Origin of the sequence: Paucisalibacillus algeriensis, from assembly GCF_000577245.1 — a bacterium.
Lineage (GTDB): Bacteria > Bacillota > Bacilli > Bacillales > Amphibacillaceae > Ornithinibacillus.
The window spans coordinates 353921-377207 of record NZ_CBYO010000022.1 but is presented as its reverse complement, the minus strand read 5'-3'; the positions used below and the strand labels follow the sequence as shown (position 1 = coordinate 377207).

Below are 23287 nucleotides of genomic sequence, written 5' to 3'. Positions count from 1 at the left end.
TGAGAAGCGAGAGTGTGTGATGTATGGATATTGATGAACTGTACGACCAATACAAGCCATTACTTTTCACGTTAGCCTATCAATTAACAGGCACTACTGTGGATTCAGAAGATCTTATTCAGGATGTTTTTGTTAAGCTTCATCACGTTGATTTAGAGAAGTTAGAAAAGCCAAAAGCATATCTTTGTAAGATGGTGACAAATCAATGCCTGGATTATTTACAGTCAGCCCGGAAGAGAAGGGAGCATTATGTAGGGACTTGGTTGCCCGAACCGGTAATTGTTTCGGAAGATATTAGTAATATTGTAGTGGAGAATGATTTGTTATCCTACGCTATGCTTGTTTTAATGGAACAGTTAACGCCAGTAGAACGAGCGGTTTTTCTATTAAAGGAAGCCTACACATTTAATTACCGAACAATTGCAAGTTTTGTAGATAAAAGTGAGGTTAACTGTAGAAAAATATTCAGTAGGGCTAGTTTGAAGCTTAGGGGAAATGAAACTATTAGAAACAATCCAGATAACAACTGGATGAGCGAATTACTTTTTGCGCTTAAAGAAGAGAATGTAGAAAAACTTCTTTCACTTCTTTCAGAAGATGTAACGGTGTACTCGGATGGCGGCGGTAAAGTTCCTGCAGCTATTCATCCTATTCAAACTCCAGAAAAGGTACTCAGGTTCCTTGGTGGATTATTAAAACGCTTGCCTCAATTTGGAATGGATGCACGAATGGAGAGAATAGCTGTAAATGCTGAAGAGGGAATCATTGTCCGTACAGAAAATGATATTATTCTAGTAGCATTGTTTAACATGGATATGAATAGAATAAAAAATATTTACTTTGTTCGAAATCCTGATAAGCTTGAAACGTTAAGAAAGCAACTTGATTAGGCAAATTTATCAATGGAAAATAGACCTTATTTTGCCAAATCTATACAATCTAACTATCAGAATCTTTTTATATTCGGATTTAGGGTTGATTTTAATCATATATATCGGTATACTAAAAAACAATTCAATACTATTTTCATATAATCGCGGGGATATGGCCTGCAAGTTTCTACCAGTTTACCGTAAATGAGCTGACTATGAAAAGTATCGGAATGACATTACATCTTTTTAGGTGTAGTTCATTCTATTTTCGACAACCATCTGGGCTCGAAAATATGCTTCTTCATAGGGAAGGGCATGTTTTCGAGCTTTTTTTGTTTGATAAATATTTTAATCGTGGCCATGTGTTGAAATACTAGTGGTTCACTGATGTTGATAGGAAAGGTAGGATTCAATGAAACTATTAAAACAAGCCATTATGGAAAAGGGAAAGGTATTGTCCGAGGATGTCTTAAAGGTGGATGCTTTTTTAAATCACCAGATTGATCCAGAACTTATGAAGCAAATAGGAAAAGAATATGCAAAGAGATTTAAGGAATCAGGCATAACAAAAATCCTTACGATTGAGTCTTCTGGTATCCCACCTGCCATTATGGCAGGGCTTGAATTAGGTGTTCCGGTTGTGTTTGCACGAAAAAGAAAATCCCTTACATTAGTAGACGATCTGCTAACTGCCAAGGTACATTCATTTACAAAAAAGGAAACAAATGAGATTTCCGTATCGAAGGAATATCTCAAAGAAGAGGATACTGTTCTAATTTTGGATGACTTTCTAGCGAATGGTCAGGCTGTTCGTGGTTTAATGGAAATTGTTAAACAAGCTTCTGGAGCACTTGCTGGAGTAGGAATAGTGATTGAAAAAGGATTCCAGGCTGGCGGAGACCTACTTAGGGAACAAGGAGTACGTGTAGAGTCATTAGCAATTATACAATCCTTAGTAAATAATCAAATTACCTTTCGGGAGGAATAACACATGAAAGATGTTACACTAGGAATTCAACATATTTTGGCTATGTATGCAGGGGCTATTTTAGTTCCACTTATTATCGGTGGTGCGCTTGGTTTAACGGCCGAACAGCTTACTTATCTAGTTGCAATTGATATTCTAATGTGTGGGATTGCGACATTATTACAGGTTGCTTCGAATCGATTCTTCGGAATTGGACTACCGGTTGTGCTTGGTTGTACGTTTACTGCTGTTGGACCGATGATTGCTATTGGAGGGGAGTACGGAATCAACGCAATGTATGGTGCCATTATCGTCTCTGGTTTAATCGTTGTTCTAATTAGTGGTTTTTTTGGAAAGCTTGTTCGTTTCTTCCCACCTATTGTAACAGGAACTGTTGTTACGATAATTGGGGTTACATTGATTCCAGTTGCGATTAATGACCTTGGTGGTGGCCAAGGTGCAAGTGACTTTGGTTCTTTAACTAATATCACTTTAGGTTTTGGTACATTATTATTTATTATTTTGTTATATCGTTTTTCAAAGGGTTTTATCCGTTCTATCTCCATCTTAATTGGATTAGTTGGAGGTACAATCGCTGCAACATTCATGGGTAAGGTTGATTTCACTGCAGTAGGAGAGGCATCATACTTTCGTTTACCAGAGTTATTTTATTTTGGAATGCCAACGTTTGAATGGTCTGCAATTTTAACGCTAACACTTGTTGCTATGGTTTCCCTAGTAGAGTCTACTGGTGTATATTTCGCTTTGAGTGATATGACTGATAGAAAACTTTCTGAAGGTGATCTTTCCAAAGGGTATCGTGCAGAAGGATTAGCAATTTTTATTGGTGGTTTTTTCAATGCACTTCAATATACAGCTTTTTCACAAAACGTTGGTTTGGTTCAGCTTACTGGTGTGAAAACGAGAAAAGTTATTATGATTGCAGGTGGTATGTTAGTAGTTTTAGGTTTCATTCCTAAAATTGCAGCACTTACAACCATCATACCTACTTCTGTTTTAGGTGGGGCTTGTATTGCTATGTTTGGAATGGTTGTTTCACAAGGGATAAAAATGCTTAGTAAAGAAATCGGAAAGTCTAATGGGAATTCTATGATTGTTGCTTGTTCTGTTGGTATGGGCTTAGGTGTAACAGTAGTTCCAGAATTATTTGCCCAACTTCCTAATGGTGTACAAATTTTAACAAGTAATGGTATTGTGGCAGGTAGTATTACGGCGATTGCATTAAATATTGTATTTAATATGTTACCAACGAAACAACCAGTTGCCATTTTACAAGAAAAAGAAGCTTAAGGGATATTAATAGATCTCATAGTAGTTTTGTTTACATTGAAGAATATGAAAGTTGATAGAGAGAGGAGTAAATCATAAGTGATTTGCTCCTCTTCTTATTTCATAGAATCTATCTTGGACAAACATGGGTCTTGACATATTACGCTTAATGTCACTTCCAAGCATCCCTAAAATCATCTCTTTGGTATAATGAAGGTATCATTTCATTTGGAGGTTAAAGTATGCCAAAAGCGTTAGTTAATGGAGTAGAACTGTATTATGAGGATGCTGGAAATGGAGAAGTGATTATTTTTCTTCATGGATTAACTAGTAATCATCTGATGCTTAAACAAGAAATGGATTATTTTAAGGACAGATTTCGTGTGATAGGTATTGATTCTCGAGGACATGGTAATTCGGACAAGCCATCAACGTATACTCTTGATGACCATGTTCAAGATGTTATTACTTTTATGAATGAATTCGGCATTGAGAAAGCAACCCTTTTTGGTATGTCGATGGGTACCTATGTCGCTCAGGGGGTAGCGATTACAATACCAGATCGAGTAAATAAGATGATTCTTGTTTCAGGGAATTCACATGCTAAAGATCCATCTAATAGTTTATTAGGAAAGCATGCGGATGAATTAGAAGGTTTCACTTTTGAGGAACAAATGGGACAGTTAGCTTCACATATCTTCCATGATTTACAAACAGTCGGAAAATGGCTTCAAGGTATTCCCGGAGGGCTAACTGCCGAGCAACAAGAAATTGCGGCAAATGCTTTAGCAGAATTTGATTTTCGACCAGAATTACATAAAGTTACAGCCAGCACATTAGTCATCAATGGGAGACATGATGGCTTAAATCCACCAGAAGATGGTAGAGAAATTGCGGAGCATATTCCAAATGCCCAGTTTGTCGTCTTTGAAAATTCAGGACATGCTCCAAATGTAGAGGAAAAAGAAGCATTTATTGAATTAGTAGATTCATTTTTAAGGTAAGAAAGCCTTTGGCTAACCACAGTGTGTTTTATTACTGTGGTTTTTTTCTTTTGGTGTGGGTGTAGATGGATATGAAGTTAAGTATCTATTCTCCATTTCATACGTAATTCCATTCCAAAATGAGGAATAAGGGACCTTTCTAAACCGCATTTTAACAATTCCAGATTAATAAGAAGAATATTGGCCTCTGTACATCATTTTAAATCAAATTCCAAGTCAAAATAAACAACAAATTTAAAAAACAAACCCATCCCCTTCAATCTCTTAAAAGGTAAATGGGTTTGTTTTTAATTTGACTTAATATTTATCTGGCTAGGGTCTTACCTTACATAGTAGAAAGCTTCATTTTATTATATGCACCATGCATAACTGGACCAACATAGTCATTTAGTTTCCAGCCATATTCAATTGCGGCAGATACAAACTTCTTCGCGTTGGATACAGCATCTTTTACGGACTCACCGTTTGCTAGGTTAGCTGTGATTGCTGCTGCGAATGTACATCCTGCACCATGGTTGTATGTTGTATCTACTTTTTCACTTTCTAGTAGTGTAAAGTCTTTGCCGTCATAGAATAAATCAACTGCTTTTTCATGTTGAATAGCTCGTCCACCTTTAATAACAACATTCTTCGCACCTAATTCATGGATTTTCACTGCTGCTTCCTTCATATCCTCAATTGTTTTAATTGGACCTTTAGTCTCGGCAAGCTGCCATGCTTCAAATAGGTTAGGTGTTGTTACAAGGGATACTGGAAGCAATACCTTTCTCATTGCATCTGTATTCTCAGGTAATAGTAGTTCATCTTCACCTTTACATACCATTACAGGGTCTAGTACATATTTATCAATATTATGCTCTTTAATTTTCTTTGCACCAAGTTCAATGACGTCAACAGTTCCAAGCATACCTGACTTCATTGCATCGATACCAACGGAGAGTGCGGTCTCTAATTGTTTCTCAACAACTCCAACATCGATTGTTGTTACATCATGATTCCACCCATTTGGATTCATGGTTACGATAGAAGTAAGTGCATTCATACCATATACGCCGTGCTCCTGGAATGTTTTCAGGTCTGCCTGGATTCCTGCTCCACCACTAGTATCTGATCCTGCTAGGGTTAATGCCTTTTTCATCGTCATGTCTAATACCCCCTAAAATAAATCCTACTCGTTAACTAGGATATACCAATTTTTTTATAAATTAAAGAAGTAAAGCTTGAGGTTATGGTTCCCCCTAACAAAATACTTTATCAAAAGTATAAGAGCTTGTACAATAGTAATAATAGAAGATACTGAAAAAATTAGGATAGCCTCCATGTTAACGTAGAAAAAGACATTGGAGGTGAATTAATTATGGGGGTAAAAATGGATGGCGACAATTGATGATTTTATGAAGCTTGATTTACGTATTGGCACCGTTGTGAATGCAGAAGATTTTCCTGAAGCGAGAAAACCAGCAATAAAACTTGAAATTGACTTTGGAGAACTGGGTGTGATGCAATCATCGGCGCAAATCACCAAGCGCTATAATCCAGAAAAAGTGATTGGACGTCAAGTTGTAGCTGTAGTTAATTTTCCGCCTAGAAGAATTGCTGGATATAAATCGGAGGTGCTTGTCCTTGGAGGAATTCCTGGGGAAGACGATGTTGTTTTACTAAGCCCAGATGAGACCGTCGAGAATGGCACAAAAATATCATAGAAATTATAGACATCAACAGATGAAGTAATACTTGTTTTCTACAAAGGAGATTTTACGATGCCAAGAAACTCAGAGCGATTTATTACAGCATTTAATCGAATAGACAAAGCAATGGATGCGGAGTTAAACAATAGTAGGGGAATAGGGTTTTCAAAAGCAGTTAGAATTTTAACGAAATATAATGCGGTTGTTCGCAGGTATAAGGATGAGTTGTTGGAATTTGCGGAACTACGAAATGCCATTGTACATAATCGTATTGATACTGGAGTAGTGATTGCGGAACCACACGACTCTATTGTTGAGCAAATTGAACAGATTGAAAGGGAGATTACAAGTCCTCAGCTTGTCATTCCATCTTTCGAGAAGAAGGTACATCAATTTGATATGAATGATTCTCTTTCTAGTTTATTAGATGCAATACAGGAAAAAGGTTATTCTAAATTCCCTGTTTATGAAGGAGGAAATTTTATAGGGCTTATTACCGAAAGTGGTATTACGAAGTGGTTAGCCAAAAATAAAGATTCTTCTATAAGAACTTCACGGATTGAAGAGTTGATGTCTTATCAAAAAGAAAACAATCACCAATTTATTTCGAGGGATACGTCCATTTATCAAGCAGTAGAAATTTTCAAAGAAAAAATCGGTGATGGAAATCGGATAGACGCTTTGCTTATTACAAATAATGGTCAGAAGGATTCAGAGTTGATGGGTATTATTACTGCTTGGGATATTATGGGGATAAAATAACGAAAAAATAAGAGAAAAGTCTGATTTTAACAAAAATACAGGACTTTTCTCTTATTTTTTTTGGAGATGTATTGTAAAATACATACTAAGGGGGAATGAGGATGTATACTGTGAAAGTTATTAATAAAGAAAAGAAAATTGGTATGCTAAAATGGGAAGGCATGGTCAAAGCAACGGAGATTGATAATGCTACAACTGACTTAAAAGAATTACATAAGAAATTTGGGAATCAAAAATATTACTTACTAGTGGATGTTAAGGATTTAAAAGTATTTAGTCCTGATGCTAAAGAAAAAATCGTAGAGCAACAAAAATGGATAAAATCTAGTTTGCATGTAAGTGCGGTAGTTATGGACAAAAAATTAATAGAAAGACAGTTAAAAGAGTTAGGAAGCAAATCATCTACTGATGAGATTGAAGTACCTTTCCCTACCTATAAAGATGCTATAGCATATTTAGAAGATCTGGCTTCAAAGTAAAATAACATGATCAACTAAGGGGGATAAGGATGAGTTGGTTTAAACGTAAGGAAAACCCTTCTAATGATGAGTCAAGATTGCAACAAGTTTCGGAAAATTATGATGACAATTTGAAAGAAATCCTAAACGAATTTTCAATAAAACTTGTTGCTTTATCTGAGCAGTCACATGCACAAGCAAATGAAAACAAAATGTATATTGATAGTATTACGGAAAGTTCTGTAAAACAAGCAGAAAAGTCGATGCAAAATACGATACTCATCGAGGAATTGAATGAGTTGATTTCCAATATTAACGAAAGAACTGGTAGCCTGGAAATAAAAATTGAAAAAACAAAGAAGGCTAATGATGATGGGGAAGAAACTATTATTCGTTTAAAAACCGTATCAGAAGAAAATCTAGGTATTTCAAATCAAATAGTTTCAGATATTGAAACCTTAAATGACCAAATTGAACATATTAGCTCATTTACAGAAACAATTAAGAAAATTGCTAAGCAGACGGATCTATTATCTCTTAATGCTTCGATTGAGGCTGCAAAAGCGGGAGAGTATGGAAAAGGGTTTGCTGTTGTTGCGGATGAGGTACGTAAGCTTGCTGAACAATCTGCGACTGCTACGAAGGAAATTGATGAAATCATTGAAGATATTGTCTACCAAGTAAGGAGGACAATGGATAATATCGAAAAGACAAAGGAAATTGCAGAGACTCAAAGTATCGCTGTACTGGAAACTAAAGAAATATTTAATCACATCGGAGGAACCGTTGTTGAGATTAAAGAAGCCCTGTCGTGGGTGAAGGAAAGTACAACAGATATTACTGTAAAAAATAAAGAGCTTACAGAAAACAATGTGGAAATTCAAGAGATAAGTGAAGAAAATGCAGAACAAGCTTATCAATCAGCTGAAAGCATGGAGGCATTAATAGGTATTACAAACAAGGTTAAGGAAAGTGCTGAAGAAATTGCCGCTATTGCCAAAAATTTTGAACAAGAAAACAAACCCGTAAACGTATAAAAAAGATGGAAAATGAGGCTCAAACGGTCTATAAGAATCGTTTGAGCTTCACTTTTTAATTGGATAACAAAAAGTTGTAGTTAACCTCGTCCACGAATTCCCCGGCTAAGAAGGTCCTCTCCGTGAAGGAAACATTATTATCTTGGTCTATTGTTAAAACAGTTGAACACCTTGTTCCATAATCAGGTAATTTGATAAAAAGGGGCGAGAGCTTTTTTTCTAAAGTTAATCCGATACCAGTATCTGGTAATAATTCCTCGGTTGATTCCTCTGTATCAGCGAGGATTTTAAATAATTCCTCAGAGTCGACTTGCTTGGTTTGTTTTAAGTATGAACGTAATCGCTTTTTCCCAATTTCAACCTTTGGCCATGGTGTATTGAGAAAGTGATTGCTTAAGCCATGTGTACCGGGTTTGATCGGGGTAATTTCATCTTCAATATTGTTATAATATATAAGCTCATTAGGGTTTCCTACTAAGACATTATATCCTACATATATAGCTTTTTGTTGCTCTAATTTCTGTAAAAATTCATGTGCAGACTCACTGCCAGCTAAATAATTCGTGACAATTTCTCCCCGTGATTTTATGCTGGGTTTCATATGAGCAGGGTGACGATAATTTGTAAGTGCTGCAAACCTCCCACTTGATGATACTCCAAGCCATGTGCCCATCTGTACTAAATCTCTACCAGCTAAAATATGTGGTTTATCTTGCCAAAAACTAGCCTGGGCAGTAGGACGATTGTATGCTTCATCCCGGTTAGCTGCAAGGATCAATTTATAATTTGGATGTTCGTGTAATTGAAATAGAATTAAGCACATAAGGTTCATACGTCCCCTTTTTTACATAATTATAAAGCGTTCTTACTGAAAAAGCATTAAAAGGGACTTAGGAAAAAATGAAGAAAAGTTCGTATATCGAAGTATTTTTTGCTATAATTAATGATTGTTCTTTACATAGACTTTCATACTTAGAGTATTAAGACATAAAAACTTGTTCTTGTGGTATCAATAATAGAAGAGAAATGAGAGAAAGAAGGATATAACATGGTGCATCATCACGAAGTACAGTCAGTAGAACCAATACGTAAAGTTCCACTTCTAATTGTGCTATTAACAGGAGCTTTTGTTACAATTCTTAATCAAACCCTCCTAGTCACTGCATTACCGGTTATTAAGGAAGATTTTCAGATTGATGATTCGACTGTTCAATGGTTACAATCAATCTTTCTGTTAGTTAATGGAATCATGATTCCAATAACGGCTTTTTTAATTGCTCGATTTACTACTAGAGGGTTATTTCTTACAGCAATGGGATCATTTGCAATAGGGACCTTTCTATGTGCAATTGCTCCAGAATTTATAACGTTAATAACGGGAAGGGTACTTCAGGCTGCAGGCGCTGGTATTATGATGCCACTTATGCAAACAGTGATGTTTTTAATATTTCCAGTAGAAAAAAGAGGTTCAGCAATGGGGCTCTTTGGATTAATTATTTCATTTGCCCCAGCGATTGGCCCGACTCTATCTGGTTATATGGTAGAGCACTATCCTTGGCGAAGTTTATTTTACATCGTATTACCGATTGTGGTGATTGATATAATTCTTGCTTATTTCGTATTGAAAAATGTAACAAAACAAACATTTCCGAAGTTAGATTTATTATCAATTATCTTATCAACCCTAGGTTTCGGTGGTATACTGTATGGATTTAGTACTGCGGGTTCTGCTGGGTGGAGTAGTATGGAAGTAATATTATCCATGATTCTCGGTGTAGCAACACTAACGTGGTTTATTCTTAGGCAGCTTAGGATTAAACAACCAATTCTGGAATTCCGTATCTTTAAGAATAAACTTTTCACATTGACAACGGCGCTGGGGATGACAGTATTTCTTGCACTGATTGGTGGGGCGGTTATTTTACCATTATTAATGCAAGATATGTTAGGTTTTTCTCCAATGGAATCAGGGTTGGCAATATTACCGGGTGCGATCGTTATGGGGATAATGAATCCAGTGACTGGACGACTCTTTGATAAGTTCGGCGCAAAATGGTTATCACTTATAGGGCTAATTCTTGTAACGGTTCCAACATTTATGCTCACCATACTGACGCCGGAGACGACATTTACGTATATCGCTATCGTTAACTCGTTCCGAATGTTGGGAGTCGCGATGGTAATGATGCCAGTAACGACAGCGGGATTAAACCAACTTTCAATTGAAATGCTTCCACATGGAACTGCCATGAATAACACATTTAGACAGGTTGCAGGTGCAATTGGTACTGCTCTGTTAGTAACTGTTATGACAACATCTGCAATTCCTGAAGAAGGCATAAGTGGAATTATCCATGGTGTTAATATTGCATTTACAGTTGCGGGTATCACGGCAGCAATCGGATTGGTTATTACATTCTTTATTAAATTTGATAATCCGCGAAGAGCTAGAGGATAAGGGAGGAGCACTGAAAATTATTTTTCAGTGCTTCTATTTTAAAGGAAATAGACAACTAAATATCGAATAGTATTGGAAAGGGGGAGATGATAATGTTCGTGCGGCCAGAGAAATTAAAAAAAGGCGATAAAGTTGCAACGATTAGTTTGTCTTGGGGTGGTGCAGGTGATCCGGAGTTAAGATGGCGTTATGAACAAGGAATAGACCGGCTTCGAGAGGTTTTTGGGCTAGAAGTAGTAGCAATGCCAAATAGTTTAAAGGGTTCTGATTTTCTCTATCAAAATCCCGAGTCAAGAGCGGAAGATTTAATGGAAGCATTTAAAGATCCAAGTATTAAGGCTATTTTTTCAAATATAGGCGGGGATGATAGTATTCGTTTATTGCCTTATATCGAAATGGAAGTTATTCGAGATAATCCTAAAATCTTTATGGGGTATTCTGATACAACAATAACTCACTTAATGTGTATTAAAGCAGGAATTTCATCTTTTTATGGGCCAGCAATCTTAACGGATTTTGCTGAGAATGTTTCGATGCATCCATATACGATAGATACGGTAATTCGGACCTTATTTTCCAGTCATTCTATTGGTGAAATATTACCTGCCCCTGAATGGACTAGTGAATTTCTCGCTTGGGGGGAATCGAATAAAAACCAGATTCGAAATATGAATCCCAATTTTGGTTATGAGGTATTACAGGGTGAAGGGATTGCTAGGGGTCATTTGATAGGTGGATGTATGGAAGTGCTTGAAATTGCAAAAGGAACATCAATATGGCCTGAAATGGGTTTGTTTGACAATAGTATTCTTTTCTTTGAGACATCAGAAGATACCCCTGAACCGAGTTTGCTACGATATTGGCTTCGAAACTACGGGGCACAAGGGATATTGGAAAAAGTAAATGGCGTTATTTTTGGCAAGCCTCTTGATGAAAAGTATTATGGGGAATACAAAAAAGAAATTCGTATGGTGTTAAAGGAATTTATGCTTGAAGACTTGCCAGTGTTATATAATATGAATTTTGGACATACAGAGCCTAAATGTATCTTACCTTATGGAAGAATGGCCGAAATTAATTGTGAAGAAAAGACTTTTTCAATAATTGACCATGCGGTGGAATAGTTTACAAACTGTCCAACATAGTTATGAAGTATTAAGTATTTAATAAAAAGGAGAATTGCCGATGAGGATTTTAGTAGTGGGTGCCAGTGGAACGATTGGTAATGAAATATGTAATGCACTTAAACATCATGAGATTATTCGTGCAGGTCGTAATGGATTAGATGTATCTGTAGATAATACGTCAGTGGAAAGCATCAAGCAAATGTACGAGAAAATTGGTAAAGTAGATGCCGTTGTAAATGCTGCTGGAGGAGCCAATTTTGCTTCTGTATCGGAATTAACTCCTGAATTAAATGAGCGGGGAATCGAGAGTAAACTAAAAGGTCAAATAAATTTAGTTTTACTTGGCTTAGATTATGTTAATGATGGTGGAAGCTTTACATTAACAACAGGCGTTATGATGGATGACCCGATCCGAATGGGGGCATCAGCTGCAATGGCCAATGGTGGTGTGAAATCTTTCGTAAAAGCAGCTTCGATAGAGATGCCTAGAGGAATTCGAATTAATAGTGTAAGTCCAACCATTGTACAAGAATCATTTGCACGATTGGAAGAATACTTTGTAGGGTTTTCTCCTGTTCCGGCTAGTCGTGTGGCCCTTGCCTATCAAAAGAGTGTCGAAGGAGCACAAACTGGACAGAATTATGAGATTTACTAGAATGACGGATTAGGGATGACGTCAAGGCGGAATGGGGTGATTTGGCGTTGTTTTTTGTTGGGGTTGAGTGAGGTAGTGGGGAGGATGAGCTCGAAATGGTGGAGGATAAGCCTGAGTCTAGGGAGAATGTGCCCGTAGTGGATGCTGGTTTTTTTTGCACCGACATGAAATAATCTTCCAACAAAGAATTTGATTGTTGTTGTTAGACCAATTAGCAAATTCAACACCATATATGAAATGGCTAAAAGAAGCGCAGGCTGGTATTGTGGTGACTGGGAAACCGGAGTGAGTAAATATTGGCTACAGGATGCTTCATTTATCTGTACGTTTGACTGGTTAGAAGCGGTTGAGGTTGGGCTTGGTTCTGCATTTGGTGCGGTTTATTACTCCGAAGATGTGGAAGAGTTCAAAATTCGTGTAGGGGTATGTTAGAAATCTCATAGACATTCCTGAAGAGCAACGTATATTGTTGCAGTACTTGGATTAGGATATCCAGTAATGACACCAAAGCCGAAAAAACATTTTCCAAGAGAAGAAGTAGTCTTTTATGAGAAGTTTGGAAAACATAGAAATAGGAGATTATGATGATAAAAGCAGTTATTTTTGATTTGGATGATACACTTTTAAATGATAGGAAAAGTATTCAGGAGGCATTTAAGGCGACTTGTGGCTTGGCCGCACAGAAACATGCTATCAATCCTGCTTTGCTAGAGGAAAATGTAAGAATTCATGCAAGGAAGCTTTTTACCTCATATACGACATACAATTTCACACAGAAAATAGGTATCAATCCTTTTGAAGGGTTATGGGGAACTTTTGATGATGGTGGATCGTTCCAAGCTCTACATAACCTTGCTTCTACATACCAAGAAACCTCTTGGGTAGAAGGATTGCAAGCTTTACATATTGATGATGAGGAGCTTGGTTTGGAACTAGCAAAAGCATTTTCGGTATTTCGGAAAAAGCTTCCTTTTGTATTTGATGATACATTTCATGTTTTAGAGGAACTTAAAAAAGATTATCAATTATTATTGCTAACGAACGGCTCACCGTCTTTACAAAATATAAAACTTGAAATTACTCCTGAACTAAAAGCCTATTTTAATGATATTCTTATATCCGGAGATTTCGGAGTTGGGAAGCCGGATCCATCGATTTTTCAGTATATTTTAGAACGGAATAACTTGACGAAGGAACAAGCGATAATGATAGGTGATAATTTACATACGGATATTTTAGGATCCAATCGTATCGGGATGGAAAATGTATGGATTAACCGAAACCAGATGGAAATAAACGATATTCAACCAACCTATGAGATTAAACGATTGAGAGAACTTCTTCCAATTGTAAAAAAATCTAGCATTGAATAATGCTAGATTTTTTAATGCTTGATTAAATGTATTCCTATGTTGCTTTCCGTAATCCACGGAGGAACGCCCAACCTAATATAGCTAAAAGACCACATAATACGAATACATTTGGACTAGTATTTCCTAAGGTTCTATCCATGCCTGCAACCTTATGCAGAAATGGTTCTGGTACATAATCCACCCGGTTTTCCGAATAGGTTAGATGCTTAATTGAATTTCCACCCATGGCAGGTTCCCATCCATAATCACCTTTTGAAAGCCAAACGGTAACCACATCACCAATTGCAATATCTATTCTAGCTCCACCAACATATTCACTAGCATCCCAGGATGGGATATAGTGGTAATATAATTCTACCGTATTATTTTTCTCCAGTCCGGTGGGAGCCTTAATTACTTCTGAAATTTCTATAGTCACTTTTCGAACTTGTATGGGATGTTTAGTATTCTCCGTGACATCCTTATAAAGCTTATCTGACGTTACCTCACCGGTAATCTGGTAGGGCGCTTGTTCATTTCTTTTTTCTACTTCTACAGGATCCATGGCTGCAAAAACTGTACTGGAAATAGTACAGACCATTACAATACAAATGAGAATAAAGATTCTTTTGTAAAATTGTTGAACTTTCATCGCTTTCCCCCTCTATCAACTTACATGTCTATTGTTCTAACATGATGTATGTCACCTAAGGATAAAAGTTCTTCAATTATTTTACTTCCGATGTGCTTATCGACGGTTAACATCATGATAGCATCTCCACCAATATCGGAGCGATCAACTTGCATCGTGGCGATGTTAATGTCGTGCTTGGCAAGCAGGCTTCCCATACGCCCAATAACCCCGGGTTGATCGGTGTGATGCATGACAATAATGTGACCCGCTGGTGTGATATCCACTCGGTAATGATCGACTTTGACAATTCGTGGCCCAAGTCCACTTAGCAAGGTCCCAGCTACAGTCCTGATGCCACCCTTTGTTTTCATACTAACGGTAATAAGATTGGAGAATCCCTTTTTCTTATAAGTCTTGTTTTCATGAATTTGAATGCCTCTTTTCTCGGCAAGAAAGAGTGCATTCACTTCATTGACATGGGTACCAAGATGCCTTTTTAACATTCCTTTAATTATTTTTCTACTAAGTGGTGAAAGTTCATTTTTGATTATATCTCCAGCATAAGAGATGGTTATTTCTTCAACTACGCCATCTGTTAAATAAATGAGAAATTCTCCAAGCTTTTCAGCGAGTAGAAAATATGGTTCCACTTTTTGAAGAAGCTCATTATCGAGAGATGGCATATTAACTGGATTTCTAACTGTTCTACCGTTGAAAAAACGTAGTATGTCTTGGCATACATCAATCGCTACATTTTCTTGTGCTTCTACCGTGCTTGCTCCTAAGTGTGGGGTTGCAATAACTTCCGGTAACGCTAAGAGAGGATGATTCAAAAAAGGTTCTTCTTCAAAAACATCTAGTGCAGCCCCAGTTACTTTTCCAGATACAATTGCATCGTATAAAGCATCTTCATCAATAATTCCACCACGGGCACAATTGATAATTTGTACACCTTTTTTCACCCTGTTAAAGGCTTCCCGATTCAATAGATGTTTTGTTTCTTTTAGTAGGGGAGTATGAACCGTAATAAAATCAGCAACTCTTAATACATCATCTACAGTTCCGTATTCGATTCCCATATTCTCTGCTTTTTCTTTTGTTAAAAATGGGTCATAGCCAATAACATTCATCCGTTGTCCTCTTGCACGATATGCTACCTCTCGACCAATTCGTCCAAGACCGATAACGCCGAGTACCTTATTTTTTAGTTCAACCCCAATAAAGTTTTTACGCTCCCATTTTTCGTTTTTTAATGCAAGATATGCTTGTGGAATTTTTCTAGATAATGCCATCAGCATCGCCATGGTATGCTCTGCTGCGGAATTTGTATTACCGTTTGGGGCATTAACAACGATAATTCCTAGCTCGGTCGCAGCATCCATATCGATATTATCAACACCGACCCCTGCACGACCAATTATTTTTAGATTAGTTGCTTTTTCTATTAGTTCGCGGGTAACCTGGGTTTGGCTTCTTACGATTAATGCATCAAAATTAACGATATTCTCTAGCAATTCTTCAGGGCTCCATTTGGTTTGAAAAACAATATTCACATCTGAAGCGGTTCGAAGTGGTCGGATGCCATCCTCACTTAATGGATCAGAGATTAAAATATTGTATGTCATACGCCGTCCCCCTGTAGGTATGCTTGTTGTGCAGCTTTCACACCAATTCCTATCTCCTGTACGTTTCCGATTTTACGCAACCCAATCTCAATACAACTAATAATTTGTAAGATATCAGCTGGGGTACAATAGCCCATATGACCAATTCGGAAAATCTGCCCTTTTAAATTGTTTTGGCCACCAGCGAGTACAAGCCCAAATTCTTGTTTCAGCGTTTTCCTTAATGCATCTGGTTCAACGTCCGGTTTAATTGCAGTTACAGTTGGCGAAGCATCCTTATCCGTTGTTAGAAGAGGGATACCAATAGCCTTAAATGCAGCCCTTGTCATTTCTTTCATCATTTGATGTCTTTTATAAACTTGATGAAGTCCTTCTGATTCTAGTATAGAAAGTGATTGTTCTAGACCGTAAAGTAAAGAAAGAGCTGGTGTAAAAGGTGGCGTGTTTTCCTGGATAGTTTTGTGATATTTCCTTAAGTCTAAATAGAATCGAGGTTGATGATTTTTCTCTATCATGTTCCAAGCTTTTTTACTACCCGCAATAAAACAAAGACCAGGTGGTAGCATAAGAGCTTTTTGGGAACCTGTGACACAAATATCGATTCCCCATTCATCCATCTTTGTTTCTACTGCCCCAACACAAGATACACCGTCAATGATGACCAAGGCATCTGAAGTTTGCTTGATTGTTGTAGCTAGTTCTTTTATTGGATTTAATACGCCTGTTGAGGTTTCACAATAGGTTGCAAATACGGCTTTAATTGAAGGGTGAGCTACAAGAATAGATGATATTTCTTCTGGAATGAGTGCCGATCCCCATTCATAAGGTAGTGTATGTACATGAAGATTGTAAGCTTTGCAAATTTTAGCAAACCGGTCACCAAAAGAACCTGTGACAATCACAAGTACTTCCTCACCAGGGCTAACAGTATTTACTACAGCTGCTTCCAATCCTGCAGTTCCACTACCAGCAATGATGACAACTTCTTCATTGGTTCCAAAGATTTTTTTCAAACTTGGCCTAATACTGTTTAGTAATTCTTTTGTTTCCTGTTCGCGATGACCGGTCATCGGTTTCATCATCGCCTGTTGGACACTTGGAGGGATAGGTGTTGGGCCAGGAATCCGAAGCAATTGATAATCTTGTAACAAGATAATCACTCCTTTCAATGTCTGGGCATTAGCTTTTGTTTTGTACAAAAAAACATCAGGCTGAAACCTAATGCTTTTGTCGTCTGAATCGTCGTCGCTTTGGTGAAGCTGACTCTTCTTCTGGGGTATCATTTAATTGTTTCTTTGGTTGCTTGTTAAATGCTAAACGATTAAAGAGGAAGTATAGGCCTTCTTCTACTATAATTAATATTACAATGATTGCTGCAATCCAATACCACATAGGGAGATTCCTCCTGAATAAAGATATGTAGAAAATATTATTATCTTCCATTTTACCAAAGTTCTGGCAATTGTTTTATAGTTTTTTTATATATTCTTATAATTCTATGTGAAGAGTGGAAAAATATAGTGAATAATCGGTAAAGGTTAAGTTGAGGGGATTAAATGAAGAGGTTATTCATTTTGGGAATGCCAACTAAATAGCGGTAGAAGAAGATGTGCTGGGGGGACTGTTCCCCCCCATACTTAACCCCATATTTCTTTTGTAATATCTACAATGAATTTTAACTTTTCCCATTGCTGTTCTTCTGTTAGCTTATTTCCATGATGTGTAGAAGAGAAACCACACTGTGGGCTCAAAGCTAACTGCTCTAATGGAACATATTGAGTTGCTTCTTGAATTCGCTTTTTGATCATTTCTTTGTCTTCTAATTCCCCGAGCTTTGAAGTGATTAATCCCAATACGACTTTTGCACCGCCTTCAGGTATATACTCTAGAGGTTTAAAGTCCCCAGAACGATGATCATCATATTCTAAGAAAAAGCCATTTACTTTTTCCTTAGCAAACAAGGTTGGGGCAATTTGCGCGTAGCTTCCTTCAAATGCCCAACGAGATTCATAGTTTCCACGGCATAAGTGAGTGGTAATATATAAGTCTTCCGGTTTATCTTCTAATACGCCATTCATCACACGAAGAGCTAAATCGATTAGTTCCTGTCGCGTTAGGTCTGGCTCGTAAGCTATTAAACTGTCAGCATTTAAACCTGCAATATAGACGTCATCTAGTTGTAAGTAGCGTACACCAGCATCATAAAATGCTTTTAATGCATCACGGTATGCATGAATTACATCGTTTGCATATTCCTCAATAGTTGGATAAATAGCTGTATTACGAATCCCTCTATGGAATAATTGATTTGGGCTAGGAATTGTTTGTTTGGCGACAGCACGACTAGCAACGATTTTGTTGAAAATCTTAAAGTCTTCTAAAAAGGGGTGATTCGGATTAAAGGATATTTTTCCAATATTGCGCACGTCATAAGGTTCTGTTTCAATGCCCTGAAATGGTATTCCTCGCTCTGGTACATATCCATCTAATCCATTTAAGTTTTCTAGGAAATCAATATGCCACCATGATCGACGGAATTCTCCATCGGTCACAAGCTCTAGTCCAACCTCGATTTGTTTATCGACAATTCGCTTTAGTTCTTGTGTTTCAATATCACGAAGTTCACTCTTACTAATGTTTCCATTCTTATAATTTTCTCTTGCTTTTAATAGGTTCTCTGGGCGTAGTAAACTTCCTACATGGTCTGCTCTAAATGGTGCAGTTATGGTTGTTTGAGTCATTTTATTTTCCTTCTTTCTCTAAAATTATGGTAATAATGCAAAGGATCTCACTGGGAATCCGGATGCTTTTTCTGCTTTTGGAACGATGTTAAAAATGACAGCCCCTTTTGCGGGGACTTTGTCTAAATTTGTTAATAATTCCACTTGGTATGTATCTTGTTCCAGTACATAGTATTCACCTAACAAGACTCCATTTCGTTGGTAGTCAATAGCGGAGTCGGTATCGAATGTTTCGTGTCCGACTGCTTTGATTTTTCTCTCTTCAAAGAGGAATTTTAGTGCTTCTAATCCCCAACCTGGAGCATGGGCGTTACCATCTTTATCTTTATTGTTAAATAATTCGTGATCAGGCCAACGTTTACTCCAGTCCGTTCTCAGAGCAACAAAGCTACCAGCCTCTACACGTCCGTTTACTTCTTCGAAAGTAAGAATATCTTCCACGGAAAGGGTAAAGTCATTATTAACGGATACTTCCTCCGATTTGTCGATGACAATTAGTGGTAAAACTAACTCTTTTAACTCTAAGTCATCAAGATACCGTTGATTTCGGACAAAGTGTATTGGTGCATCTAGATGTGTGCCGTATTGTCCAGGGAATGTAAAGCTTTGGGCGAAAAAACCATCATCATGTGTGAATAATGTTTTAAATTCTGCTGCTTCAAATGCTGAGAAGTGTGGTGAATCTGGACCGAACGAATGTGTCAAATCCACCCATTCTTTTTCCTTTAGTAATTCAACTGCCTTTAATAATTCGTTTGAAGGTAGTAAACTTTCTTTTGCCATTTGGATCACCTCATCATTATTTTGAACAATTAAAAAACCTCTTCCTAAAAATAAGAAGAGGTTCAGCTCATATATTAAATGATGCGTGCTCTTCTTATCTTCAAGCATTACACTTCTGGAATTGGCACAGTACTTATAATAAGTCCGCTGCCGAGGCTTCAAAGGGCCAGTCCCTCCACCTCTCTGGATAAGAAATCGGTAATTTAATTGTTAGCATAACTTTACCGCTATACTGAAATGATGTCAAGAATGAATTTTGAGCAACTTAAAAATTATGATGAATATGTACAGATATATTGTTATGATGGATGTAGAAAAAATGATGAAGGGTGGGTGTGTTATGACACAGCTTAGTCCGGAAGAAAAAAGGGAGATTGTTCGAGAAGAACTCCATCATCTAGTAAAAGCACGATACATATCATTAAACATTGCTGCTAAGATTGTTAATGTGCATACGAAGTATTATCAGAATCTACCAAAAGTGAATCAAATCAAGCAAGAATTAGAAAAACCACAACAACCAGAGACAGAGACTCGAGTTAATGTTGTTAAACAGGAGATTAGGGAAAAAGATACTACCAATACACCGTCTACTCAACCTGTCATTCAATCTACTAAGAAACCAATTAAAACCTTAACTGCACAACAAGTACGAGAAAGAAATATTACCTGGGCACTGAACCTTGGGGTTATCCTAGTTCTTTTAGGGGGATTAGTACTTGCTACAAGTACATGGGATATACTAGGAAACTGGATGAAAACAGGTTTAATTACAGCGGTTTCTGTTCTGTTTTTTGCATTAGCATGGTTAACTAACCGAGTACTACATATTAAGAAAACAGCTTTTGCTTTTTTAGTATTAGGTGGGTTGTTCCTACCAATTGTTGTGGTGTCCGCAGGTTACTTTGAACTGTTTGGACATTATTTATCATTTTCTGGCGATGGAAAGTATCTATTTGGGGCAATCGGAACTCTGATTGTTTTGCCAATCTATGTGTTCTTAGCGATGAAGTTTGCATCGCGCTTATTCGTATGGTTCTCATATATTTCTATAAGTGTTTTTGTTGGACTACTAATCGCGTCATTATACCTCCCGATTGATGGCTTTTATTTTGGGGTTATGTTGTATAATGCAGTACTGATACTTGGATACCGTGTCCTGGAAAATAATAAAAAGGTTAAGCAATTTGTCGATGAATTTATTCCTTTTATACAGGCTAATATAATCCTTTCAACGTTGTTAATGCTTGTTTTTTATGATAACGAATTAATGTATAGTTTTAATTTGATATTAACAGCTGTTATTTACTTTTCGATGATTTATGTAACCAATCATAAATCCTATCATTTTGTGTTTACTGCCATGATCATCTATGGCTCATATCAACTAGTTGAAAACTCTATCTTGGAAGGTGTAAGTGAGATTGCTTATGCATTACTCGGGGTGATTTTCCTAGTTATTCCAAAGCTTGTAAAAGACTCTGGTTCCCTACAGAAAGTTTTCCGGATTACAAGTGCTATCGTGTCTTCATTAGCCTTCATATATATAAGTTTTGAAGGCATGTTATTACAAATGGGGGAAGGGTCGCTTGTTTTAGTAGTTGCATATGTCATTATCGCACTAAACTTTGCGTATCTTGTATCAATGGTGAAAAGCCAGCTTTTCACTTATTTAAGCCCGATCTTCTTTGTTAGTGCAATTTACCAACTTGCTTTAATTGGAGAAGAGTGGATTGGATATGAATCAATTATTCTTCCATTCTTTGTACTAGTATTTGCGTTGTATCTTGTTGGAGGTTGCCTAGTAAAAGTGAAAAGATGGGAACCATTAATGGTTAGTACCAGAGATATTAGTGGGTTGATATTGCTATTTAGCTTACTGATAGGAGTCATGGACGTAACGAAGCTTGAGTTAAGTGCCATGCTAGTATTGCTCGCTGTTTTAGCCATCGTGATGGCACGTTTTGAAAGTCGTACTGTCTTCGTACAAGTTGCTCCATGGATGCATGGGGTTTCCATGGGGTTAGCTGTAGCGGTATTATATCGTCATTTCATCCCGTATGCCGAAATGGTGTATATGTATAGCCAAATCCGAGCAGAGGAAATCATTCTTGGAAGTCTGGCAGTCTTAGTGCTAAGTTATAGTTGGAAAGCTATGAAAAAACAACAGTTTATGGATAGTAGTTTTTACATCGCTCAAATTTTCTTTGGATTCGGTATTCTATTGAGTCTTGGTTTTGAAACAGATTCCGGTACTAGGGCCTTGATAACCCTTGGTGGAATTGGTATGGCAATTCTTCTATATAGAAAAACTAGTTGGCCTGCAATTCCATATGTGATAAGCGGGATGACTTTAACGTTTTACCTAAGTGTACTTGTACTTATGTATGATAGATTTACTCAAATTCCTGTCGTATTTGAATGGTTTGAATTCATTATTGGAACTCTGTTATTACTTGGAATTGGACTTGTGGTTAGAAATAAGGATGAACTCTTAACGAAAGCATATTACTGGATAGGTCAACTATTCCTACCACTTGCGCTATTATTAAGCCTACTAAGTAGCCAAGAAGATGCAATATGGGCATTTCTAATTGCAACTGTTATCTATGGGGTGACGGTAAGGTTAATGAAGACAGAGTGGAAGATTAAGACTTTCTTTTATGCCGGTTTTACGACATTATGGGCATTTTTATTATTAGTCTTTGTAAAGCTAGATTGGCAGGATTCCATTGCCTACACATTCTTTATCATTAGTATTATTCTATTTGTGGGTTGGCAGGCTAGTAGTGAAGTATGGAAGAAACGTATTATCTACTATTTCCTTCCGTATTCAAGTATTGGTATGTTGAGTTTTATTTTAAACTACCCTTATGATCTGTTACTATTTGTTATTACCATCTTGTACGGAGTACTTGTCTTGTTTGTTTTACACCGAATGAAGTGGGATATTCTGTCGATTATTCCGCTATTGCTGTTATACGCTGCAGTAGCAAACGTTAATGTTACGGAGTACCGAACAGATTTTGAGCCAATGCAGCATGCAATTTTTGGTATTGTTTTAATGATATTAGGATTGGTACTCTATAAGTCTCTATATCAATTGAAGCAAACTCATTTTAAAATAGATTGGTATACCATTTTAGCACTAATCGTCTTCTTTAATCTTTACCAATATAGTTTTGGGAGTTTATTCAATAAGGTACTTCCTGGAATTTTAATCGTAACCCTTCTATTCTTCAATAGGAAAAGAGTCGCGGATATATCAGCCAAATGGTTGATATTTGCTGCATTTGTATACTTGTTGCAGCCATATTATGCAATGCTTGGACATTTCGAATTGCCAGCGTTGTTTGAACGTGAATTTTATGTATTACCTTGGATTGCCGTTGTAATTGGGCTTCGTAGTTACGTTATGAAGGAGAACACCGCAGTTACGGGGTATCTTCAATGGGCAGTACTCGTTATTGTTGCGATACTACTTGTTCAGGATGGTCTTGCAAGTAATACCATTTATGATGCGCTAATTGTTGGTGTGCTTTCACTAGCATCATTAATTGCAGGTATGATGTATCAGATAAAATCATTCTTCTTTGTCGGTACAGGAGTACTTTTATTTAATGTCTTTATGCAAACAAGACCATATTGGGGTAACTTACCATGGTGGGGCTATCTATTAATAGCAGGTTCCATCTTGATAGCGGTTGCCAGCTACAACGAATGGCAAAAACAAAAAAGTTCAGAAGGTAAAGAGACTTTGGTTTCCAAGTTCAAGAAGAATGTAATTGAAAGGATTAAAAAGTGGGATTGATTTCATTATTGTGAACCCGGGAC

The 23287-nt window shown here is 37.1% G+C and carries 22 protein-coding genes and 2 riboswitches; of the genes, 14 read left to right on the top strand and 8 right to left on the bottom strand.

The annotated features are described in order from the left end of the window. Nucleotides 1-23 precede the first annotated feature (23 nt). The 4 genes from sigJ to TY11_RS17950 all read left to right on the top strand — a co-directional run bounded on the left by sigJ (nucleotide 24) and on the right by TY11_RS17950 (nucleotide 4133). The gene (gene sigJ, locus TY11_RS17965; protein WP_052345889.1) at nucleotides 24-890 is read left to right on the top strand and encodes an RNA polymerase sigma factor SigJ; all 867 of its coding nucleotides are present in this window, start codon (nucleotides 24-26) and stop codon (nucleotides 888-890) included. Between the two features lie 116 nt (nucleotides 891-1006). Further along, nucleotides 1007-1108, top strand: a riboswitch (purine riboswitch). A 176-nt stretch (nucleotides 1109-1284) separates the two neighbouring features. Next, the gene (locus tag TY11_RS20720; protein WP_042149480.1) at nucleotides 1285-1860 is read left to right on the top strand and encodes a xanthine phosphoribosyltransferase; all 576 of its coding nucleotides are present in this window, start codon (nucleotides 1285-1287) and stop codon (nucleotides 1858-1860) included. 3 nt (nucleotides 1861-1863) lie between these two features. After that, a complete protein-coding gene (locus tag TY11_RS17955) occupies nucleotides 1864-3150 on the top strand; it encodes a nucleobase:cation symporter-2 family protein (RefSeq protein ID WP_042149477.1) in 1287 nt (428 codons plus the stop codon). A gap of 221 nt (nucleotides 3151-3371) precedes the next feature. After that, the gene (locus TY11_RS17950; RefSeq protein WP_042149475.1) at nucleotides 3372-4133 is read left to right on the top strand and encodes an alpha/beta fold hydrolase; all 762 of its coding nucleotides are present in this window, start codon (nucleotides 3372-3374) and stop codon (nucleotides 4131-4133) included. A gap of 325 nt (nucleotides 4134-4458) precedes the next feature. Here the strand turns inward: TY11_RS17950 and pdxK are convergent, their stop codons facing one another. Further along, complete coding sequence (pdxK, locus tag TY11_RS17945; protein WP_042149472.1) at nucleotides 4459-5277, bottom strand: pyridoxine/pyridoxal/pyridoxamine kinase; 819 nt, start codon at nucleotides 5275-5277, stop codon at nucleotides 4459-4461. Between the two features lie 229 nt (nucleotides 5278-5506). Here pdxK and csaA point away from each other — a divergent pair, with 229 nt between their 5' ends. The 4 genes from csaA to TY11_RS17925 all read left to right on the top strand — a co-directional run bounded on the left by csaA (nucleotide 5507) and on the right by TY11_RS17925 (nucleotide 8078). Further along, nucleotides 5507-5836 (top strand): chaperone CsaA, encoded by a 330-nt coding sequence (gene csaA, locus TY11_RS17940; protein ID WP_042149469.1) that lies wholly within the window; start codon nucleotides 5507-5509, stop codon nucleotides 5834-5836. A gap of 57 nt (nucleotides 5837-5893) precedes the next feature. Further along, nucleotides 5894-6583, top strand: a complete 690-nt coding sequence (locus TY11_RS17935; RefSeq protein WP_042149465.1) for a CBS domain-containing protein — start codon at nucleotides 5894-5896, stop codon at nucleotides 6581-6583. 101 nt (nucleotides 6584-6684) lie between these two features. Continuing rightward, nucleotides 6685-7062 (top strand): hypothetical protein, encoded by a 378-nt coding sequence (locus TY11_RS17930; protein WP_042149462.1) that lies wholly within the window; start codon nucleotides 6685-6687, stop codon nucleotides 7060-7062. Nucleotides 7063-7091: 29 nt separating this feature from the next. Further along, nucleotides 7092-8078 carry a methyl-accepting chemotaxis protein gene (locus TY11_RS17925; RefSeq protein WP_042149459.1) on the top strand — a complete coding sequence of 329 codons (987 nt, stop codon included), beginning with the start codon at nucleotides 7092-7094 and terminating at the stop codon, nucleotides 8076-8078. A 55-nt stretch (nucleotides 8079-8133) separates the two neighbouring features. On the opposite strand, the gene TY11_RS17920 is transcribed toward TY11_RS17925, so the two are convergent. Further along, nucleotides 8134-8901, bottom strand: a complete 768-nt coding sequence (locus TY11_RS17920) for an NRDE family protein (RefSeq protein ID WP_042149456.1) — start codon at nucleotides 8899-8901, stop codon at nucleotides 8134-8136. Between the two features lie 225 nt (nucleotides 8902-9126). Between TY11_RS17920 and TY11_RS17915 the strand changes: the two genes are divergently transcribed. The 5 genes from TY11_RS17915 (at nucleotide 9127) to TY11_RS17895 (ending at nucleotide 13691) form a co-directional block, all read left to right on the top strand. Further along, nucleotides 9127-10536, top strand: coding sequence for a DHA2 family efflux MFS transporter permease subunit (locus TY11_RS17915; protein WP_042149453.1), 1410 nt, complete (start codon nucleotides 9127-9129; stop codon nucleotides 10534-10536). Nucleotides 10537-10628: 92 nt separating this feature from the next. Next, nucleotides 10629-11660: a S66 family peptidase gene (locus tag TY11_RS17910; RefSeq protein WP_042149451.1), complete on the top strand. Its 1032-nt coding sequence runs from the start codon at nucleotides 10629-10631 to the stop codon at nucleotides 11658-11660. A 61-nt stretch (nucleotides 11661-11721) separates the two neighbouring features. Then, nucleotides 11722-12318, top strand: a complete 597-nt coding sequence (locus tag TY11_RS17905) for a short chain dehydrogenase (RefSeq protein ID WP_042149448.1) — start codon at nucleotides 11722-11724, stop codon at nucleotides 12316-12318. A gap of 285 nt (nucleotides 12319-12603) precedes the next feature. Then, complete coding sequence (locus tag TY11_RS20540) at nucleotides 12604-12750, top strand: nitroreductase family protein (RefSeq protein ID WP_155982736.1); 147 nt, start codon at nucleotides 12604-12606, stop codon at nucleotides 12748-12750. Between the two features lie 152 nt (nucleotides 12751-12902). Next, nucleotides 12903-13691: an HAD family hydrolase gene (locus TY11_RS17895; protein ID WP_042149445.1), complete on the top strand. Its 789-nt coding sequence runs from the start codon at nucleotides 12903-12905 to the stop codon at nucleotides 13689-13691. A gap of 34 nt (nucleotides 13692-13725) precedes the next feature. On the opposite strand, the gene TY11_RS17890 is transcribed toward TY11_RS17895, so the two are convergent. The 6 genes from TY11_RS17890 to TY11_RS17870 all read right to left on the bottom strand — a co-directional run bounded on the left by TY11_RS17890 (nucleotide 13726) and on the right by TY11_RS17870 (nucleotide 19453). Further along, complete coding sequence (locus TY11_RS17890; protein WP_042149442.1) at nucleotides 13726-14322, bottom strand: hypothetical protein; 597 nt, start codon at nucleotides 14320-14322, stop codon at nucleotides 13726-13728. A 20-nt stretch (nucleotides 14323-14342) separates the two neighbouring features. Then, nucleotides 14343-15929 carry a phosphoglycerate dehydrogenase gene (gene serA / locus TY11_RS17885; protein WP_042149440.1) on the bottom strand — a complete coding sequence of 529 codons (1587 nt, stop codon included), beginning with the start codon at nucleotides 15927-15929 and terminating at the stop codon, nucleotides 14343-14345. After that, complete coding sequence (locus tag TY11_RS17880) at nucleotides 15926-17080, bottom strand: pyridoxal-phosphate-dependent aminotransferase family protein (protein ID WP_042149437.1); 1155 nt, start codon at nucleotides 17078-17080, stop codon at nucleotides 15926-15928. Before TY11_RS17880 ends, serA begins: the two co-directional genes overlap by 4 nt. 67 nt (nucleotides 17081-17147) lie before the next feature. Next, the gene (locus TY11_RS20535; RefSeq protein ID WP_155982735.1) at nucleotides 17148-17321 is read right to left on the bottom strand and encodes a hypothetical protein; all 174 of its coding nucleotides are present in this window, start codon (nucleotides 17319-17321) and stop codon (nucleotides 17148-17150) included. Nucleotides 17322-17566: 245 nt separating this feature from the next. After that, a complete protein-coding gene (locus tag TY11_RS17875; RefSeq protein WP_042149434.1) occupies nucleotides 17567-18670 on the bottom strand; it encodes a 5-methyltetrahydropteroyltriglutamate--homocysteine S-methyltransferase in 1104 nt (367 codons plus the stop codon). A 24-nt stretch (nucleotides 18671-18694) separates the two neighbouring features. Beyond that, a complete protein-coding gene (locus TY11_RS17870) occupies nucleotides 18695-19453 on the bottom strand; it encodes a cyclase family protein (protein WP_042150404.1) in 759 nt (252 codons plus the stop codon). Nucleotides 19454-19544: 91 nt separating this feature from the next. Continuing rightward, a riboswitch (SAM riboswitch) is annotated at nucleotides 19545-19647 on the bottom strand. A gap of 146 nt (nucleotides 19648-19793) precedes the next feature. On the opposite strand from TY11_RS17870, the gene TY11_RS17865 reads away from it, so the two are divergent. After that, complete coding sequence (locus tag TY11_RS17865) at nucleotides 19794-23264, top strand: glycosyltransferase family protein (protein WP_042149431.1); 3471 nt, start codon at nucleotides 19794-19796, stop codon at nucleotides 23262-23264. Nucleotides 23265-23287: the final 23 nt, after the last annotated feature.

Excerpts from the sequence above, each read along its gene's own strand:
- pdxK (WP_042149472.1), bottom strand. The coding sequence starts at position 5,277 with ATGACGATGAAAAAGGCATTAACCCTAGCAGGATCAGATACTAGTGGT.
- serA (WP_042149440.1), bottom strand. The coding sequence starts at position 15,929 with ATGACATACAATATTTTAATCTCTGATCCATTAAGTGAGGATGGCATC.
- TY11_RS17955 (WP_042149477.1), top strand. The coding sequence starts at position 1,864 with ATGAAAGATGTTACACTAGGAATTCAACATATTTTGGCTATGTATGCA.
- TY11_RS17890 (WP_042149442.1), bottom strand. The coding sequence starts at position 14,322 with ATGAAAGTTCAACAATTTTACAAAAGAATCTTTATTCTCATTTGTATT.
- TY11_RS17895 (WP_042149445.1), top strand. The coding sequence starts at position 12,903 with ATGATAAAAGCAGTTATTTTTGATTTGGATGATACACTTTTAAATGAT.
- TY11_RS17930 (WP_042149462.1), top strand. The coding sequence starts at position 6,685 with ATGTATACTGTGAAAGTTATTAATAAAGAAAAGAAAATTGGTATGCTA.
- TY11_RS17910 (WP_042149451.1), top strand. The coding sequence starts at position 10,629 with ATGTTCGTGCGGCCAGAGAAATTAAAAAAAGGCGATAAAGTTGCAACG.
- csaA (WP_042149469.1), top strand. The coding sequence starts at position 5,507 with ATGGCGACAATTGATGATTTTATGAAGCTTGATTTACGTATTGGCACC.
- TY11_RS17875 (WP_042149434.1), bottom strand. The coding sequence starts at position 18,670 with ATGACTCAAACAACCATAACTGCACCATTTAGAGCAGACCATGTAGGA.
- TY11_RS17935 (WP_042149465.1), top strand. The coding sequence starts at position 5,894 with ATGCCAAGAAACTCAGAGCGATTTATTACAGCATTTAATCGAATAGAC.
- TY11_RS20535 (WP_155982735.1), bottom strand. The coding sequence starts at position 17,321 with ATGTGGTATTGGATTGCAGCAATCATTGTAATATTAATTATAGTAGAA.
- TY11_RS17915 (WP_042149453.1), top strand. The coding sequence starts at position 9,127 with ATGGTGCATCATCACGAAGTACAGTCAGTAGAACCAATACGTAAAGTT.
- TY11_RS17905 (WP_042149448.1), top strand. The coding sequence starts at position 11,722 with ATGAGGATTTTAGTAGTGGGTGCCAGTGGAACGATTGGTAATGAAATA.
- TY11_RS17865 (WP_042149431.1), top strand. The coding sequence starts at position 19,794 with ATGACACAGCTTAGTCCGGAAGAAAAAAGGGAGATTGTTCGAGAAGAA.
- TY11_RS20720 (WP_042149480.1), top strand. The coding sequence starts at position 1,285 with ATGAAACTATTAAAACAAGCCATTATGGAAAAGGGAAAGGTATTGTCC.
- TY11_RS17920 (WP_042149456.1), bottom strand. The coding sequence starts at position 8,901 with ATGTGCTTAATTCTATTTCAATTACACGAACATCCAAATTATAAATTG.
- TY11_RS17870 (WP_042150404.1), bottom strand. The coding sequence starts at position 19,453 with ATGGCAAAAGAAAGTTTACTACCTTCAAACGAATTATTAAAGGCAGTT.
- TY11_RS17950 (WP_042149475.1), top strand. The coding sequence starts at position 3,372 with ATGCCAAAAGCGTTAGTTAATGGAGTAGAACTGTATTATGAGGATGCT.
- TY11_RS17925 (WP_042149459.1), top strand. The coding sequence starts at position 7,092 with ATGAGTTGGTTTAAACGTAAGGAAAACCCTTCTAATGATGAGTCAAGA.
- sigJ (WP_052345889.1), top strand. The coding sequence starts at position 24 with ATGGATATTGATGAACTGTACGACCAATACAAGCCATTACTTTTCACG.